At 58.1% G+C, this 17,465-nt stretch carries 17 protein-coding genes; 4 read left to right on the top strand and 13 right to left on the bottom strand.

Features of this window, described 5'->3' with window-relative positions; genetic code table 11:
- Positions 1 to 73: 73 nt before the first annotated feature.
- The 4 genes from RCI20_RS05465 to RCI20_RS17730 all read right to left on the bottom strand — a co-directional run bounded on the left by RCI20_RS05465 (position 74) and on the right by RCI20_RS17730 (position 2,418).
- Complete coding sequence (locus tag RCI20_RS05465) at positions 74 to 568, bottom strand: hypothetical protein (RefSeq protein WP_306603552.1); 495 nt, start codon at positions 566 to 568, stop codon at positions 74 to 76.
- A gap of 212 nt (positions 569 to 780) precedes the next feature.
- Positions 781 to 1,095 carry a hypothetical protein gene (locus tag RCI20_RS05460; RefSeq protein ID WP_306603551.1) on the bottom strand — a complete coding sequence of 105 codons (315 nt, stop codon included), beginning with the start codon at positions 1,093 to 1,095 and terminating at the stop codon, positions 781 to 783.
- Between the two features lie 435 nt (positions 1,096 to 1,530).
- Complete coding sequence (locus RCI20_RS05455; RefSeq protein WP_306603550.1) at positions 1,531 to 1,995, bottom strand: hypothetical protein; 465 nt, start codon at positions 1,993 to 1,995, stop codon at positions 1,531 to 1,533.
- A gap of 105 nt (positions 1,996 to 2,100) precedes the next feature.
- Complete coding sequence (locus RCI20_RS17730; RefSeq protein WP_373691481.1) at positions 2,101 to 2,418, bottom strand: DUF2845 domain-containing protein; 318 nt, start codon at positions 2,416 to 2,418, stop codon at positions 2,101 to 2,103.
- A 578-nt stretch (positions 2,419 to 2,996) separates the two neighbouring features.
- On the opposite strand from RCI20_RS17730, the gene RCI20_RS05450 reads away from it, so the two are divergent.
- Both RCI20_RS05450 and RCI20_RS05445 read left to right on the top strand, forming a co-directional pair.
- Positions 2,997 to 3,272: a YlcI/YnfO family protein gene (locus RCI20_RS05450; protein WP_306603549.1), complete on the top strand. Its 276-nt coding sequence runs from the start codon at positions 2,997 to 2,999 to the stop codon at positions 3,270 to 3,272.
- Positions 3,269 to 3,577: a type II toxin-antitoxin system RelE/ParE family toxin gene (locus tag RCI20_RS05445; protein ID WP_306603548.1), complete on the top strand. Its 309-nt coding sequence runs from the start codon at positions 3,269 to 3,271 to the stop codon at positions 3,575 to 3,577. The genes RCI20_RS05450 and RCI20_RS05445 overlap by 4 nt, the downstream gene beginning before the upstream one ends.
- A gap of 43 nt (positions 3,578 to 3,620) precedes the next feature.
- On the opposite strand, the gene RCI20_RS05440 is transcribed toward RCI20_RS05445, so the two are convergent.
- From RCI20_RS05440 to RCI20_RS05405, 8 genes are all read right to left on the bottom strand, one after another.
- On the bottom strand, positions 3,621 to 4,187 hold the full coding sequence (locus RCI20_RS05440) for a Uma2 family endonuclease (RefSeq protein ID WP_306603547.1): 567 nt from the start codon (positions 4,185 to 4,187) through the stop codon (positions 3,621 to 3,623).
- A 177-nt stretch (positions 4,188 to 4,364) separates the two neighbouring features.
- Positions 4,365 to 5,435: a 3-deoxy-7-phosphoheptulonate synthase gene (locus RCI20_RS05435; protein WP_306603546.1), complete on the bottom strand. Its 1,071-nt coding sequence runs from the start codon at positions 5,433 to 5,435 to the stop codon at positions 4,365 to 4,367.
- Positions 5,432 to 8,872 carry a transcription-repair coupling factor gene (mfd, locus tag RCI20_RS05430; RefSeq protein ID WP_306603545.1) on the bottom strand — a complete coding sequence of 1,147 codons (3,441 nt, stop codon included), beginning with the start codon at positions 8,870 to 8,872 and terminating at the stop codon, positions 5,432 to 5,434. The genes RCI20_RS05435 and mfd overlap by 4 nt, the downstream gene beginning before the upstream one ends.
- 565 nt (positions 8,873 to 9,437) lie before the next feature.
- The gene (locus RCI20_RS05425) at positions 9,438 to 10,055 is read right to left on the bottom strand and encodes a hypothetical protein (RefSeq protein WP_306603544.1); all 618 of its coding nucleotides are present in this window, start codon (positions 10,053 to 10,055) and stop codon (positions 9,438 to 9,440) included.
- Positions 10,052 to 11,167, bottom strand: a complete 1,116-nt coding sequence (amrS, locus tag RCI20_RS05420; protein ID WP_306603543.1) for an AmmeMemoRadiSam system radical SAM enzyme — start codon at positions 11,165 to 11,167, stop codon at positions 10,052 to 10,054. The genes RCI20_RS05425 and amrS overlap by 4 nt, the downstream gene beginning before the upstream one ends.
- Positions 11,167 to 11,709: an AmmeMemoRadiSam system protein A gene (gene amrA, locus RCI20_RS05415; protein ID WP_306603542.1), complete on the bottom strand. Its 543-nt coding sequence runs from the start codon at positions 11,707 to 11,709 to the stop codon at positions 11,167 to 11,169. The genes amrS and amrA overlap by 1 nt, the downstream gene beginning before the upstream one ends.
- The gene (amrB, locus tag RCI20_RS05410; RefSeq protein WP_373691480.1) at positions 11,702 to 12,529 is read right to left on the bottom strand and encodes an AmmeMemoRadiSam system protein B; all 828 of its coding nucleotides are present in this window, start codon (positions 12,527 to 12,529) and stop codon (positions 11,702 to 11,704) included. Before amrB ends, amrA begins: the two co-directional genes overlap by 8 nt.
- A gap of 9 nt (positions 12,530 to 12,538) precedes the next feature.
- Positions 12,539 to 13,795 carry an MgtC/SapB family protein gene (locus tag RCI20_RS05405; protein WP_306603541.1) on the bottom strand — a complete coding sequence of 419 codons (1,257 nt, stop codon included), beginning with the start codon at positions 13,793 to 13,795 and terminating at the stop codon, positions 12,539 to 12,541.
- Between the two features lie 41 nt (positions 13,796 to 13,836).
- Here RCI20_RS05405 and ispD point away from each other — a divergent pair, with 41 nt between their 5' ends.
- Together ispD and ispF are read left to right on the top strand one after the other, a co-directional pair.
- A complete protein-coding gene (gene ispD / locus RCI20_RS05400) occupies positions 13,837 to 14,523 on the top strand; it encodes a 2-C-methyl-D-erythritol 4-phosphate cytidylyltransferase (RefSeq protein WP_306603540.1) in 687 nt (228 codons plus the stop codon).
- Complete coding sequence (gene ispF / locus RCI20_RS05395) at positions 14,520 to 15,029, top strand: 2-C-methyl-D-erythritol 2,4-cyclodiphosphate synthase (protein ID WP_373691479.1); 510 nt, start codon at positions 14,520 to 14,522, stop codon at positions 15,027 to 15,029. Before ispD ends, ispF begins: the two co-directional genes overlap by 4 nt.
- Before the next feature lie 178 nt (positions 15,030 to 15,207).
- Here ispF and RCI20_RS05390 read toward each other — a convergent pair whose 3' ends face one another.
- Positions 15,208 to 17,361 carry a CHASE2 domain-containing protein gene (locus RCI20_RS05390; protein ID WP_306603539.1) on the bottom strand — a complete coding sequence of 718 codons (2,154 nt, stop codon included), beginning with the start codon at positions 17,359 to 17,361 and terminating at the stop codon, positions 15,208 to 15,210.
- Between the last annotated feature and the right edge of the window lie 104 nt (positions 17,362 to 17,465).

Here is a 17,465-nt window from a genome sequence, read left to right as displayed (position 1 = left end):
GTCGTGTGGTGTTGGCGTGAAGGAGTAGGCCGCGAAGGTGTGAAAAATGGGACGAACAATGAGCCAAGGCCGCTTATCGTGGGTTCTGTCGTCGAAAGTGCCAGATGGTCTTACCAGTTTGAATTTTCAGATTGGTCGGCTGTTTGATTCGTTGCTGGAAATAGCTACGTGCCGATTTTTCTACGTAATCCGCTTGGGAGTAAAACCAATGCTGAAAGTATTCTTCGAAATCGGGGTGCTTGCGGTTTTGATCGAATGCACATTCTTTTGAGTAGAAATAATGTGCATAACACTCCAGAACATAGCCGACCAGCTTGTTATACAGCACTTCGCTGTTTCGAAACTCTCTTCCGAAGGCTTCAAGTTTTTCTCGAACTTCGCTATCTGGTCCGTGATAGCGGTGAATCGTCTCCAGATACTGACCTGCTTTCGGTAAGTCAAAATTGTGAAACGTAACTAGGCGCGATGCCTCGGCAAATACTTTGGTTTTGTCGGGTGTCGGAGCAGTCATGTTTTCAAGCAGCCTTTCAGAAAACAGGGGACGGATCACGGTTGTTTCGTCCGTCAAGTGGTCTGTCCTCGAGTGAAATGGTGGTCGGGTTGTTCTGGCGGGACCATGCTACGAACTCTGTGAGGCAGACGGCCCATTCTGTCTTGGGGGGTGTCCGTTGATTAATAAAAATGGGTTAGACTAAATTTGAATTAACGGAGTTGTGTTTTGTTTCTATGTGCAAGGAAAGTCGTAAGTTTTTCGGTTGTTAATTTTATGAAATTTAATTTTCAGTCTTCTTTTATATTTAAATATCCGCGAACTGCTCCCGCAGTGCCTATAACTATTGCTATGGATAAAAGAAAATTCTGAATTGTTGAAAACCAATCTATGAGTGCCCCAGTTGATCTCCAGCCCCAAAATGGCAGTTTATATGTTTCACAGTAATAGCTAGTTCCTTTTGTTGCGCATTCGGTAATCAATTTTCCATTAAGCCATGGGTTGCTTGTTGTATCCCAGTATCCGGAGAATGGATTGTGAATAAAAGCCAAAAATAATATTATTGTGTAAGCAATATAGTTTATCTTTTTGTCTCGTATACTCATGAGGTTGCCTGTATTGTTGATTGGGGTTCTAATGGGTTTTTCTTTGGCGCGAGATGGCTGAAATTTTTTATTTATTTATAAAATTTTCGTTTCGTTTATGATGGTTTATATATCAAAAAACCACTACGTCAGCACCAATGCAGAAATTAGTTAATGCGAAAAAAGGCGTGCACGGTGGGTTTTTGGTGCTTGTGTTTTTATAATTTCAAATGTCAAGATATTATTTTTCTTTGTGGGTTTGTGAAAATAAATTTTTGTAACAAAATTTGCACCAGATCGTGCAAATAAACTGTGTGCAACTTGTTTTTAATAAATGATTTTGTTAGTTTTTTTTGGGGATTATCTGAGCAAGCAGGTAGCCCAAAATTTCCACACAAGAAAATCAAAGATTTTCTACTCACCTGAAGCAAGAATCTGGACTTATTCAGATAATCATTAGCGGTGTGCATCCGAGTTGATTTGTACTATGCGAAGCCCATCTTCGCTGGTGATGCAAATAATTGGTTTGAAGCCATTGTAACCGCCAAAGCCGTTTTTTGCATTAACAGGTATGAAGTATATTCGTCCTCCATGCAGTGTCCCGGAAATCCGGAATGTATCCATCTTCCCACCGTGAATTTTTCCGATCTGTAGGCTTCCTGGGTCTTTCCATGCTACAAATTTTACAGCATCACTTGCGCAAAGCTGCATTCCAGCCTCAATTGGCCCAATATGTTGGATATTTCTGTTAGGCAATGAATATTGGTTTTGTTGAATTGCGTTGGTTTTTTCTTCAATGTATTGAGGATGGTTGAAACATGGGGCATCCTGAAAAATCACTTTTTTGTTGACAAGGCAGCGGTACTGAGCAGCGACCGGGTTGCTCAGTAAAAATAAAGCGGAAATTAATATATGTTTCACAATAATTAGCCGATCAGGATCGGTTTGCAGAGGCTTTCACGGTCAACTGAAAAAATGGCCGAAATTTAATTCGGCTCCGGCCCCTTTGATTGCCTTGGCCCGTGATTACTTTCCGTAATCCCCGAATGATATTGAAATAAGCTTGCCCGATTCAAACCGAAGTGTTCGGATGAATTGTCCAGCACCCAAATTGTATGTCCATTCATCGACTGTTTCGCAAACCCTACCCCTAGTATCTGGTTTGCAAAACGAGTCCTTGACAGTCGGGGCTCCGCATTTCAACAACACGACCGCTTTACTGTCACCGGCATAGACCAGATCGTTGTTGCACCTTAATGACTCTGATGATTGTGCCGCAGCGGGGCTCGTTACCAATGTCGCGATCAAACCAGCAATAAAAAGCAGTGCATTTTTTGAGTTCATATTTTCTTCTTTAATTTTAATAATGTGATATAAAAATATAAATACCGTTAAAAAATTGGGGAGGCCTCATTTCAATTCTATTTCTATAAAAAAAGGGACTAGGCTCGATTTTCGAAACTTTATAGTTGGCAGCATATCCTGCATGTATTCTGGAAAACTGCCATTCATCCGTGGCAATGCTTCAGCCGAAGAAATCCGCATAGCAGGTTCATGCAAGGGATGGCAGGAATATTACCCAGAATGGATGCTAAGACACAAGGTGTGGCTTGGTTTTTTGGGTGGCAATATTTATTTAGCATTTCCCCGGGGGCTGCTGCATCCAGTTTCAGCTTGTCCAGAATCGGCTGCCAGCGAATCAGGATCTCCAGAAAGATCGTTGGTGAGCGTTTTCCTGTCAGGTCGGCGATTTCCGAGGGGGAATAGTGCTATCTTCGCTTTTATCTGATCGACAGGCCCGATAAGGACGCGGCATCGCGGGCGGCCTGTAAGACGCCTTTGGCACGGGCGATAGCCTTGACTTGCCCACTCCACGATATATCGGCACAATGCATCGCAAATACAACGCATTGGGTGCCTCAATGAAAACTGCCACGATTCCTTCCTTGCGGGTTGATCCGGAACTGCGTCGTTCCGCAGAAAGCGTCTTGCATGAGGGGGAAAGCTTGTCGGGCTTTGTCGAGCATGCGATCCGTAAGACCATCGCCTATCGTCAGGCTGAAAAGGAGTTTGTCGTACGCGGTTTGGTGGCGCGCGATCAGGCCAGACAGACCGGACACTATGTCGAGGCTTCTGCTGTGCTTGATCGACTCCAGGGAATGCTTGATAAAGCCAAGGCTGGCAAATCCCAGGCATGACGTTTCGGGTTCGTTTTACCCAGGAGGCCGAGGCCGATCTGGTCAGGCTTTATGAGTTCATTCTTGAGCGGGATGCCGCAGACTGGACGCTGGCTGAGCGAGCGCTGGAGGCGATACGCGCGGGCATGGTCACGCTGGAGCAAATGCCGTTCACTTGCCGCAAGGCTACGACCGATTCGCCGTTTTTGCGTGAGTTGGTGATTCCGTTCGGCGCAGCGGGTTATGTCGCGCTTTTTGAAATCGACGATGCCGAGACGGTGACGATACTGGCGGTGCGCCATCAGCGCGAGAGCGACTATCATTGATGGATCACTCGCATCTGAATCTTTATTGGATGACGATGCTGGACTACAAACCTTCCGTTCCCCGATACAACTCTGCCACCGGGATGGAGAAATTCAGGCTGGGGAGGGTGAGCACGCCGGTGGGTTCCGGGCGTTGCGTGGTCCAACGGTCTTCGGTGCGGACATAGGCCAAGGCGACCGGCGCGTCTTGTTCGATCAAGACATATTCGCGTAGGGAATCGAGCGTGCGGTAGGCAAAAAGTTTTTCCCGGCGGTCAATACGCTCGGTGCTGGGTGACATGATTTCGACCAGCACCGACGGTTGCGTGCGAAAGTGGCTGGCCTGATCCGCCGGATTGCAGGCAACCATGATGTCCGGATAGTAAAAATAGTCCTCGTCATTGACCGACAGGCGAACTTTCAGGTCAGCCATGAAAACCCGGCACGGGCCGCCCGCCAGATGCCGGTGCAAGGCGGCAAAGAGGTTGCCGCAAATCAGGTTATGCCGCGCGCTGGCACCGCTCATGGCATGGACTTCGCCGGCCAGATATTCATGTTTTTCAGTGGCTGCTTCTTCGTCGGCCAGATAGTCAGCAACGGATACGCTGTCACGAAATTGAACCAGTGCCATGGAATATCTCCGATCTTCAGGGCTGGGCATTTTTACCGACTTGATCGGTGAATTGTCGCACGTCTGAACTTGTGTTCGACCTTGTCGAGCGGCAATGTTGCGGTCAACACCTGCAGGTATGAAAAAACCCCAGCGGGTTAGGCTGGGGTTGGCTGATAGTCGGCATCGTCTTTCGACTCAGGCAAGCCGTTCCGGCAACACGTCGCGCAACAGGACTGCTGCGTCGCGGATCATCTGTTCGGTGGTTTCCCAGCCGACGCAGCCGTCGGTCACCGAGCAGCCGTATTTCAGTTGCGACAGGTCGGCCGGGATCGGCTGGTTGCCGGCTTCGATGTTCGATTCGATCATCACGCCGAGCAGCGACTTGTTGCCGTTGCGGATCTGGTTGACCACGTCGGCCATGACCAGCGGTTGTAGTTCGGGCTTTTTCGAGCTGTTGGCGTGTGAGCAATCGACGACGATGTTGGCCGGCAGTTTGGCCTTGGCCAGTGCCTGTTCGGCCACGGTGACCGACACGGTGTCGTAGTTCGGCTTGCCGTCGCCGCCGCGCAGCACGACGTGGCCGTAGGCGTTGCCGGTGGTGCGCACAATCGCGACGCGGCCGTCGTTGTTCAGGCCGAGGAAGGAGTGCGGGTTGGAGGCCGACAGGATGGCGTTGGTGGCTACGCTCAGGTCGCCGCTGGTCGCGTTCTTGAAGCCGACCGGCGTGGATAGCCCGGACGACATTTCGCGGTGCGTTTGCGATTCGGTGGTGCGGGCGCCGATGGCGGTCCAGGTGATCAGATCACCGTAGTACTGCGGGCCGTACGGGTCGAGCGCTTCGGTGCCGGCGGGCAGGCCGAGTTCATTGACGGCGAGCAGGAATTCGCGGGCCTTTTCCATGCCGACATTGACCTGGAAGGAATCGTCCATGAACGGGTCGTTGATGTAACCCTTCCAGCCGACCGTGGTGCGCGGCTTTTCGAAATAGACGCGCATGATGATCTGCAGCACGTCGCCGACGTCATCGGCCAGTGCTTTCAGGCGGCGGGCGTAATCCAGGCCGGCGACCGGGTCGTGAATCGAGCAGGGGCCGACGACGACGAACAGGCGGTGATCCTTGCGGTCGAGGATGTTGCGCAGCAATTCGCGACCTTCGCCGACCGTAGTTTCCGCTTTTGCGGTCAACGGCAATTTTGCATGGATTTCGGCCGGCGTCGGCATGGTGTCGAAGGCGGATACGTTTACGTTTTCAATTTTGGTGGTCATTTAGTCAGCTCGCGAATCATGTCTTTCACTGCGGCGACTTTGTCGTTCAGGGTCGGGCAGTGGCGTAAGAGGGAAATTTTATCCTGTCCGGCTAGCTTATAGCTGCGGTTTTTCTGAATCAAATTGATGATCTTGATCGGCTCGATAGGCGGATTCTTGGTGAATTCCGGGCTGAACTGGATGGTGATCTGGTCGTTGGTCGCGTCGAGCTTGGCTATCAGAAGCGGTTTGACCAAGAGACGCAGGCGGTGCGTGGCGAGCAGCGATTGCGCCTGCAGCGGCAGTTCGCCGAAACGGTCGATCAATTCTTCCTGCAGTGCGTCGATTTCCTCGCTGGTGTCGCAGTTGGCCAGGCGCTTGTACAGCGTCAGGCGTTCGTGCACGTCGGGGCAGTAGCCATCGGGCAGCAGGGCCGGCGTGCGCAGGTTGATCTCGCCGCTGACGCCGATCGGCTGGGTCAGGTCCAGCGAGTCCATCAGCTTGCCCTGTTTCAGGTGAGCGACGGCACGGTTGAGCATGTCGGCAAACATGGTGAAACCGACTTCCTGCATTTCGCCCGATTGGTTGTCGCCCAGCACCTCGCCGGCGCCGCGGATTTCCAGATCGTGCATCGCCAGGTAGAAACCGGAGCCGAGTTCTTCCATCGCCTGAATGGCTTCGAGGCGCATCTTGGCCTGCTTGGTCAGCGCCTTTTCGTCCTGCACCAGCAGGTAGGCGTAAGCCTGGTGATGCGAGCGACCGACCCGGCCGCGCAACTGGTGCAACTGGGCGAGGCCGAATTTTTCCGAGCGGTTGATCAGGATGGTGTTGGCGTGCGGATTGTCGATGCCGGTTTCGATGATCGTCGTGCACAGCAGCACGTTGGCGCGCTGGCCGGTGAAGTCGCGCATCACGCGCTCCAGTTCGCGTTCGTTCATCTGGCCGTGGCCGATGACGATGCGCGCTTCCGGCACCAGCTTTTCCAGCTTTTCCTGCATGTTGTTGATGGTGTCGACTTCGTTGTGCAGGAAATACACCTGGCCGCCGCGCTTGAGTTCGCGCAGCACTGCTTCGCGGATGATGCCGTCGGAGAATTTCGAGACGAAGGTCTTGATGGCCAGCCGCTTCTGCGGCGCGGTGGCGATCACCGAGAAATCGCGCAGACCTTCCATTGACAGCGCCAGCGTGCGCGGAATCGGCGTTGCGGTCAGCGTCAGCACATCGACCTCGGCGCGCATCGACTTCAAGGTTTCCTTCTGGCGCACGCCGAAACGGTGTTCTTCGTCGATGATGACGAGGCCCAGACGGTTGAATTTGACGTCCTTGCCGATCAGCTTGTGCGTGCCGATGATGATGTCGATCTTGCCTTCGGCCAGTTCCTGCAAGGCCTGCGTCGTTTCCTTGGCGGTCTTGAAGCGCGAGATTTCGGCAATCTTGACCGGCCAGTCGGCGAAGCGGTCGGCGAAGGTCTGGTAATGCTGTTCGCAGAGCAGCGTGGTCGGGCACAGCACGGCGACCTGCTTGCCGCCGGCTACCGCGCAGAAGGCAGCGCGCAGGGCGACTTCGGTCTTGCCGAAACCGACGTCGCCGCAAACCAGCCGGTCCATCGGCTTGCCCGAGCGCATGTCTTCGATGACGGCTGCGATGGCCTGCGCCTGATCGTGGGTTTCCTCAAAACCGAAACCATCGGCGAAAACTTCGTAATCGTTTTCCTGGAAGTCGAAGGCATGGCCCTGGCGGGCGGCGCGGGCGGCGTACAGTGCGAGCAGTTCGGCGGCGGTGTCGCGCGCCTGCTCGGCTGCCTTGCGCTTGGCCTTGTCCCATTGGCCGGAACCCAGCGTATGCAGCGGGGCGCTTTCCGGATCGGCGCCAGAGTAACGGGAAATCACGTGCAACTGGGCCACCGGGACGAACAGCTTGGCGTCGTTGGCGTAATGCAGTTCGAGGAATTCCTGTTCGCCCAGCCCCAGGTCCATGCGCACCAGGCCCTGATAGCGGCCGATGCCGTGGCTTTCATGCACGACCGGATCGCCGACCTTGAGTTCGGTCAGGTCTTTCAGCCAGTTGTCGAACGTTGCTTTCTTGGCCGCTTCGCGCCGGGTGCGCCGTGGCGTGCCGGCGAACAACTCGGTTTCGGTAATGAAGGCTACGGCGTCGAGCGCAAAGCCGGCTTGCAGCGGGCCGACACCGAGGGCCAGACGAGCCTTGCCACCGATGAAGCTGGCGAAGTCGGTGCAGGCATCCGGTTTCAGGCCGTGTTCGGCGAACATCGCGGCCAGCGTTTCGCGCCGGCCGGCGGTTTCCGCGACCAGCAAAACCCGGCCCGGGAAGCTGGCGAGATGATTTTTCAGCGCGCCCAGCGGATCGTCGCTTCTGCGGTCAACGGCAACATTCGGTAGTTTTCCGGCGGCCTGCGGGTTTTTGGCATCCAGGGCCAGTCGACCGTAGGATTTGGCCGCGATGAAGAAGGCTTCGTCAGTCAGGAACAACTCATCCGGCGCCATCAAGGGCCGCGCCTTGTCGCCCTGCAGCAGGTTGTAGCGCGAGCGGGTGTCGTTCCAGAAAGCGGCGATGGCGGCCGGCGTGTCGCCATGCGTGACGAAAACCGCGTCTTTCGGCAGGTAATCGAAAATGGTCGCCGTGCTGTCGAAGAACAGGGGCAGGTAATACTCGATGCCGGCGCTGGCGATGCCGGTCGAAATGTCCTTGTAGATGCCGGACTTGGCCGGGTCGCCGTCGAAGCGCTCGCGGAAGGCCTGGCGGAAATGCGTGCGGCCCTTGTCGTCCATGGGGAATTCGCGCGCCGGCAAGAGGCGCACTTCCGGCACCGGATAAACGGTGCGCTGGGTATCGACGTCGAAGGTCTTGATGCTTTCGATCTCGTCGTCGAACAGGTCGAGCCGGTAAGGCAGTTGCGAACCCATCGGGAAGAGATCGATCAAGCCGCCGCGAATCGAGTATTCACCGGGCGAAACCACCTGCGTGACGTGCGCGTAGCCGGCCAGCGTGACCTGGCTGCGGAACTTCTCGGCATCGAGCGTCTGGCCCTTCTTGAACTCGAAGGTGTAAGCGGCCATGAATTCCGGCGGCGCCAGCCGGTTTATTGCGGTCGACGCCGGCACCAGCAGGATTTCCACCTCACCCTGCAAAGCTGACCACAAGGTCGCCAGGCGCTCGGAAACCAGATCCTGATGCGGCGAAAAGTGATCGTAAGGCAGCGTTTCCCAGTCCGGCAGCAAACGTACTTTCAAAGCCGGCGCAAACCACGGGATTTCCTCCAGCAGACGCTGTGCATCAGCCGCGCTGGCGGTAACCACCACCAGCATGCGCGCCTTGCTGTGGCGGGCAATTTCGGCCAGCGCCAGCGCATCGGCAGAGCCGGTCAGCGGCGGCAGATCGATACGGGCGCCGGGCTTGGGCAGGGCGGCGAGGGGAAGCAGCGGTTGGGGAGCAGACACGTGGGCGCGGGGTGAAGCAGCATGGTGGGGCGAGCATTATAGCCGCTTCACCGGGGGGGCAAGCCCTGGGTGCCGGGTAGTGGTACGGCTGCGGGGGATCATCCGGAAAATGCTTACGCGGGGTTAGCGTGTTCTCCTCCAGCTGAACCTTGACCAAAGGCCAACGTTCTGGGAAGGGCTTCTGTGCAATGCGTTCGCGATAGAGCTGGGAGTGCGTTGTCTAGCCGGTTCTTCAGGTTTTGTTCATGGCTCGACGAACAGTTTTGTGAGTCGAAAAACACCATGTCGACATCAGGAGTCTTCGTGTGAATCTCGAACCCATGCAGTGATCCCAAACCAAGCCTCGAATGGCTTCCGCACCGATGCACCATGATTTTAGGCCGATCGCTTGTACCGTGCGCAGCGCTTGCATCAGCCAATTTGATTCGGCAACAAGCCGCTTGAGCCGCGCAACGTGTGGCGGGGCGCCCATGGAGGAATCCGGAAAGTGGGGCACGATGTCAGTCCTGTTTGGTGAGGGACAGGTCAGGCGATATTCAGCCATGGGGCGCGTGCATTTTTGCGGTCAACTCCCCAAATAGACAGAAAACCATGAAGCTACGCGCTGTGCCGGGTTTTCGGCTGGGCTGATCTGGTGGAATTCGTGCGGGGCGGTGAGGTGTGGGCGGGCGCGGTCGTAGGAGGCTTTGACCGGGCTGTCGTCGGTGTCGCATAGCGTGAGCAGGGGGGCGGTCAGGAGTTCGAGGGATTCTTTGCCGGCTCGGTCGATCAGTCCGTTATGGCAGGCCAGAGCAAGAAGCTGGGTGTCGCGCCGGGCGGTGGCGCGCAGGGCGGCGGGGCAGGCATTGCCGGTGGCCAGGATGCCCAGCGGTCGCTGCGCCAGATTGGCGTCGCGCCGGGCGAAATCGAGCAGATCGATCACACGTTGGGTGAGGCGCGGGATGTTTTCTGCCGCATCGGCAAATTTGGCTTCCTGAACGGTGAGCAGGTCCATGCTCAGGATGTTGTAGCCGTATGCGGCGAGATTGTCCGTGGCCAGGCGGTCGACCGCAGAATTCGGCGTGTGGACCACAAGCAGGCTGGCCCGTGGTGTGGTGGCCAGGCGCAGTTGGCCGTGCAGGTGGCCGTTTGCTGTATGGATGGTCAAGCCGCATGCGGTGATGCATTGTGGGGTGTCGTTCATGGTGCGATGCGAATCGGTATGCGCTTGGGACCAAAGGCTTGGCCGTTGCGGCCGAGTGCTTTTCCGAAGCATCCGGCAATGGCCGTCTGGCAATGCGGGCAGCGGCCTTGCGGTGTGTTGTCGTCGGGCTGGATTTCGTAACGCCGAATGGCGTACCAGTCGCGCACGATCAAGGCGGCGTGGCAATTCGGGCAGAAGGTCGTGCCACCTTCGCAGTCGTGGACGTTGCCGGTGAAAACGTGGTGCAAGCCGGCATCAAGCGCGATGCGGCGGGCCTGGGTGAGCGTGGCGGGCGGGGTGGGCGGCGTCTGGCCCATTTTCCAGTCCGGGTGGAAGGCGGTGAAATGCAGGGGTACATCGGGGCCGAGTTCGCCGGCGATCCAGTTGGCCAACGCGTTGATTTCCGCCGGGCTGTCGTTCTGGTCAGGGATCAGCAGGGTGGTGATTTCGAGCCAGCAGTCGGTTTCGTGGTGAATATAGGCCAGGGTGTCGAGCACCGGTTGCAGGCGGGCACCGCACAGTTTGCGGTAGAAGTCGTCGGTGAAGGCTTTGAGGTCGACATTGGTGGCGTCCATGACAGCGAAGAATTCGCGGGCCGGCGCCGGGTGAATGTAGCCGGCGGTCACTGCAACGTTGCGGATGCCCCGTTCGCGGCAGGCCTGCGCAGTGTCGATGGCGTATTCGGCGAAGACCACCGGATCGTTGTAGGTGTAGGCCACGGCGTCGGCCTCGTGGCGCAATGCGGCTTCGGCAATGGCTTGCGGGCTGGCGGCATCCATCAGTCTGTCCATGTCTTTCGACTTGGAAATATCCCAGTTCTGACAGAATTTGCAGGTCAGGTTGCAGCCGGCGGTGCCGAAAGACAGGATGCTGCTGCCGGGGTAGAAATGGTTGAGCGGCTTCTTTTCAATGGGGTCGATGCAGAAGCCGGATGAACGGCCGTAGGTCGTCAGCACCATTTCGCCATCGTGCATCTGGCGGACGAAGCAGGCGCCGCGCTGGCCTTCGTGCAATTGGCAGTCGCGCGGGCAGAGGTCGCACTGGATGCGTTGCTCGGGTAGTGCGTGCCACCAGCGGGCTGGATGGTGATGCGCAGTTTCGGCGTGCGGCATTACCCGTCTTTCCATTTTTTGACCGTGTAACGCAACAGGCACAAGTCCTGGCCCCAGTAATTGGCCGGCAGGCCGGCTTTTTCCTTCAAATGGGCGAGGAAGACCTCGGGCTCGGGCAATTGCTCCCAGACCTGCGGCAAAAAGGTGGCGCGTTTGCCGCCTTTCGACAGGATTACGCCATCGATCAATGGGCGAAACTGGCTCAGGGCATCGGCTTCATCCTTGAATTGCATGGCTTCGGCCGGCGTGAGCAGGGAAACTTCGACATGCGTGTAGGAAAATTCGCAGGCGCTCAAGGGCATGAAACGCGGGTCGTGAAAGGCTGCGTTGCGGGCGTTGGCTTGTACATCTTCGAGCAAGGGCCGCCAGGCTTCGAGGCTGCCGATGCAGCCGCGCAAGGCGCCTTGCTGGGTCAGCGTGACAAAGGTGGCAGCGTTTTCGTGCAGCGTCGGCAGGTCGACCGCAGGTTTGGGTGTCAGGCCGAATTTTTCGCCGATCGCGTTACGGGCAAGACGCAGCAGGGTGTTACCCAATTCATCCATGATGGCTTTCGTTCGGCTCATAAAGGGCAAAAGACGCATAGCCGACGACCCGGCTGCGCTCACCGGCGGTGTCGCCGGAATTACACAAGGCAAGCTGCCGTGGTTGCAGGCCACGTTGCCGTGCCGCCAGCAACAACCCGTTGATCGGAAAGGCGCCGCAGGCTTGTTCGGGGTGCAGCGTTGTATCCAAGGCGAGGATTTTCCCGCAACTTTTGCGGTCGACGGCTTGGGCGGTGGCATAAGGCAGGAAGTGCGACAGGTCGGAACTGATCACGAACAGCGTTTCCGGGCCACCCCACAGCCGATCAATGACCTCGGCCACGTCTTCCGGCGAGGCTTCGCCTACGGCCAGGGGGAGCAGGGTGAAATCGTCGAGTCCGCGCTGCAGGAAGGGCAGGTGCACTTCCAGCGAGTGTTCCTGGGCATGCACCCGGTCGCTGCTGCAAATCTGCGGCAAGTCGATGATGGCGGCCCTGGCTGCCGGATCGACAGGAATCTTGCCGAGGGGCGTGGCGAAGGTGTCGGTTTCAGGCAGGGCCAGACCGTTCACCGCCACCCGATGTGTCGGGCCGAGCAGGATGACGCGGTGGATGCTGTGCCGCCACGGGGCCAGTTCGGCATAGGCCCGGGCTGCGGTCGATCCGGAATAAATGTAGCCGGCATGCGGCACGATCAAGGCTTTGGGTTGCTGCGCGGGATGCGTGGACTTTGCGGTTTGTACGAGTGCATCGCCCAGAAGCTGGTCGACCGTCGATTGCAGCAAGGCGGCTTCGGCCGGGTAAAACAGGCCGGCAACGGCGGGTGGGCGAATGGTGTTCATGGTGATCTCTTAAACCAGCAGCAGCCCGATTCCCATGCCGCTGCCAATCGCGATCAAACCGGGCAGGGCGTGCCGGGCCAGCGCTTTGCCGCCGATGCTGATGACCAGTCCGATCTTGAAGATCAGGTTGGCGACCAGTGCCAGCGTGACGGCGACGACGGCGTCGGTGGCGAGTACTTTGTCCAGGTTGAAGATGCGCAGCGTGGACAGCACGCTGGCGTCAGCGTCGGTCAGGCCGGAGACCAGGGCGACGATATAGAGACCGCTACTGCCGGCGATATCCTGTAACCAGGCCGCCGCCAGCAGCACAATGGCGTAAAGCAGGCCGAAGGAGACGGCGGTTTTCAGTTCGGTCGGGTTCTTCACTTCGGGCATCGGCAATTCGCCGGCCGCGCTGAGTATTTTCCAGCCGTACAGCGCCATGACCACCCCCGGCACGATGCCGCAGGCAAAGACGATGGCGATGGGCTGCAGCAGGCTGGGCGAAACGACGCTGGCGATCAGCCCGAGGCGGATCATCACCATCACGTTGGCGATCAGGATGACGATGGACGACATGCGCACCAGATGGCCGTGTTCGGCGGCATGGCGGGAAAACATCATGGTGGTTGCGGTCGACGAGGCCAAACCGCCAAAAATGCCGAGCAGCGCCGCACCGTGCCGGGCACCGACGATGCGCAGTGCGAGGTAGCCAGCCAGTGCCAGCCCGGAAATCAGTACCACCATCCACCAAATCTGGCGCGGATTGATTGCGCCGTAAGGGCCGAAATCCTCATTGGGCAAAATGGGCAGGATGACCAGCGACAGCACGCCGAATTGCAACATCGAATTGATGTCCTTGGGCGTCATGCGCTCGCTGAATTGTTTCAGTTCGGCCTTGAAATAGAGCAGCACCGTCGTGGCGATGGCCAGCATGACGGCCAGCGTGGCGTAGCCCAGCCAGACGGCGGCACCCAGCCCGTAGGTGACGATGATTGCCGCCTCGGAGGTAAAACCGCGAAACTGTTCTTCTTGTTTCGAGGAAAAATTGGACGCCACCATCGACGCGGCCAGCACCATCAGGCCAACCGCCAGCAACCACGGTTCGCCGGTTCTTTCACTGAGCATCGCAAACAGGCAGCCGAGCATCGACACGAGAGAGAAGGTACGCAGGCCGGCAGCGGCGTCCGGGCGCCGTTCGCGCTCCATGCCGATGAGCAGACCAATACCCAGCGCGGTCGAAAATGCCTCGACAGGTGCGGCCAGTTCCGGGGCGACGAAGGTCATGGGATTCCTCTCTTTTTGGTGTTCTTCGTTAAAATTAAGGCATGCCACGCTATTACGCAATCGTTCCCGCTGCCGGCAGCGGTTCCCGCTTCGGCGCGGAGAAGCCCAAACAGTATCTCGACCTGCTCGGTCGGCCGCTGATTTTTCATACTTTGGCGGCGTTGACCGCGCATCCGGCCATCGACCGGGTGTGGGTCGTGCTGGCGCCGGATGATCCGTTCTGGCCGGATTACGACTGGTCGGCACTGGGGCCAAAGCTGGAAACCGTGCGTTGTGGCGGCGCGACGCGCGCCGACAGCGTGACCAATGCCTTGCGTGCTGCCGCCATGTCGGCAGCCGACGACGATTGGGTGCTGGTCCATGACGCGGCTCGACCCTGCATCAGCCAAAGCATGCTGGACGAACTGTTCGACGAACTGGCTGACGATCCGGTCGGCGGCATTCTCGCCGTGCCGGTCGCCGATACGCTGAAACGCGCCGATGCCGAACAGCGCGTCGCCGCGACTGAATCGCGCGATGGCTTGTGGCAGGCGCAGACGCCGCAGATGTTCCGCTACGGTAGCCTGGTCGAAGCGCTGGAAAAATGTCGCGCCGTGACCGATGAAGCCGGCGCCATCGAGGCGCTGGGGCTGCAACCCAAACTGGTGCGCGGCGATTCGACCAACCTGAAAGTCACTTTTCCGGCCGATCTGGCGCTGGCGGCAATGATTCTTAGAGGACGTAAATGAGCAAGCCAATGAATGCGCCAATCAACCTCCGGGTCGGCCAGGGCTACGACGTGCATCAACTGGTCGCCGGGCGCAAACTGATTCTCGGCGGCGTCGAGATTCCGCACACGACCGGTCTGCTCGGTCATTCCGACGCAGATGCGCTGCTGCATGCGATTACCGATGCACTGCTCGGCGCCGTCGCACTGGGCGATATCGGCCGGCATTTTCCCGATACCGATCCGCGCTATGCCGGGGCCGACAGCCGCGTATTGTTGCGGGCTGCCGTCGCGTTGCTGGCGGAGAAGGGCTGGCAGGTGGTCAATGTCGATGCCACGCTGATCGCCCAGAAACCCAAGCTCGCGCCCTACGCCGCGGCGATGGTCGCCAATATTGCGGTCGACCTCGGTATTGCCGAAGATTGCGTCAATCTCAAGGGCAAGACCAACGAAAAACTGGGCTATCTGGGTCGCGAGGAAGCCATCGAGGCGCAGGCCGTCGTGCTCGTTGCCCGGAACGGGGATTGAATTCGCAATCCTGCGGTCGACGTTCGTTTCCGGCAGTTTTTGCTTCAAGGCTGGTGCAGCGTTCAACCCGGCCAAATCCGGCGCTGGCTTAAGGACAGCGAAGCGCTCTGGCGACGAAACTACCGGACGGTGAAACGGTGCAGGAAAACGCAAGAGAAGTACGCCGGCCAGGTCGGCGCTACTTGTTCGACAGGACGATCAAATCGCCGGTTTGCCCATCCTGCAAGCGAGCGTGATGCATCGCGACGAGGCGGTCATCCGGGTAGCGGGCATGCAGGTCGGCAAACAGGGAGCCGGCGTTGGCTGGGTCATTTTCCAGTGACTGATAGGCGGGCAGATAAGCGTCAAGTGGCGCGCGTCCGTCCAGCTCACCTTGGCCAAGGGCTTCAAAAATTGCCAGTGGCCGGGTTTTTCCCTTGAAGATGATCTTGCCCACCGGGCGAACGTTGCTGGTTGGGGCTTCGGCCAGGATCGCTTCCGAAATGCAAATTTGCGTGCCCAGGTGCTTGTTGGCGGATTCCAGCCGTGCCGCCGTGTTGACCGGATCACCCAGCGCGCGGTAGTCGAACATGGTCTTGCCGCCAAAGTTGCCGACGATGACTTCACCCGCATGGACGCCGATGCGTGTGGCCCCGAATGGAATGCCTTGGGCAATCAGTTTGCGCGAATAGGCGCTGGCGAAAGCGTCCATTTCCAGCGCGCAGGCCAGCGCGCGGGCGCAGTGATCGGGCTGCGGCACGGGGGCCGAGAACATGATTGCCACGGCATCGCCAACAATCCGGTCGAGCGTGCCTTCGTGGCGGAAGGCGATGGCGATCATTTCGTCGAGATAGTCGTTGAGCAACGCCACGGCTGCGGCGGGATCAATGCCTTCCATCAGGCTGGTAAAGCTGGCCAGGTCGGTAAAGATGAAACTGCATTGCTGCCGTTTGCCGCCCAGTGCCATGTCGTCGTTGTGCTCGATCAGGTGGGCGACCCGGTTGGGCGAGACGTAACGGGCGAAGGCGCCTTTGATCCAGCGTTGTTCGCGTTCGGCCATGAAGTGATGGGTCAGGCTGCAGATCAGGAAGGTGAGCAGGATGCCGATGGCCGGCAGACTCGGGTCGATGAGCAACCGGCTGTGGGTGAACGCCAGCCATGAACCGCCCGCCGTCACGGCGACCAGTGCGATACAGGCTGCGGCAGCTGCCAGCGCACCGGTGTGCAAGGCGATGAAGCCGACAATCAGGCTACCAACGACGAGTGCCGTGAATTCGCTGCCAATCGCCCAGCTTGGTCGCTCAAGGAAATGACCGCTCAGTATCTGCTCCAATGCCTGGGCATGGGCTTGAACCCCCGGCATCAGCCCGAAGGGACTAAAGCGCAGATCCATCAGTCCCTGGGCGGAACTGCCGACGAGCACAATATGGCCGGCCAGGCCAGCCAGCGCCGCTTCGTCGGAAAATACTTGCCAGGCGGGCAGGCTGCGTTCGGGGCGAGGCGGGGTGTAATGAATCCACAGTTCCCCCTGCGGGGTGGTTGGAATCGTAAAGTCGCCAATCCGAATCTCACCGAGGCCGGCGTTGTCTTTTTCCCCGGTAAGGTGCTGCAAGTGACCGGCACTGCGCAGCATGACAACCGGCACGCCCTGTGCCACCCGCAGCGTTTCGCTGACCAGCGTCGGTACCGGGCCGTCCGGCATCTGAAAGAGCAGCGGAATGCGCCGGATAACGCCATCACTATCGGGAACGAAGCTCAATGCACCGTTGCCCTTGGCCACCGATTCCAGCACCGGCAGCGAGGTGATCGCGCCAGTGAATGCATGCAGCCAGCGATTTTGTGCTTCGCCGAGATTGACGAAACTGGCTTTGCCGGCCGGGCGTTTTTGCCCGGATGTCTCGCCACGCTCCAGGGCGAAGCCGACCACGGCATCTGCTTTGCGCAGGCGGTCGGCAAAATGCTGATCATGGTCTGGCAAGGCCAGAATCTGCTGGCGCAGCGCGCTGTCGAGTTGCCACAGATCAGCCATGTGAGCCGGTGAGGTCCGGTCGGCTTCGGCAAACATTACGTCGAAGCCGATGGCCGCGACATTTGCGGCTGTCAGGCGGTCGACCAGTTCGGCCAGGCGATTTCTCGGCCACGGCCATTGACCAAGGCGGGTCAGACTGGTTTCGTCAATGTCGATGATGCGGACCGGCGTTTCTGTGTAAGTCCTGGGCTGCCAGCGTTGAAATTGATCGAACACGGCATTGCGCAGCATCGTCCTCGGCTGTTCGGCAAGGAGCTGGAAAAGTACGATCAGCGCGATGACCAGTGGGGGTAGCAGCAAGGTCCAGCGAGCGTTTTTTTTCATGCGATCAATGTGCTGACGAATGTAGGGAGGATATTATTGGCGCAGTCCGGCATATGATAGCTTCGTCGCTGATCACACGATGTCCAGATTCATCTCAAACAAAA

The organism is Azonexus sp., from assembly GCF_030824335.1.
GTDB lineage: Bacteria > Pseudomonadota > Gammaproteobacteria > Burkholderiales > Rhodocyclaceae > Azonexus.
Note: the sequence above shows the minus strand (reverse complement) of the source record. Positions and strands in the feature narration are given on the sequence as shown.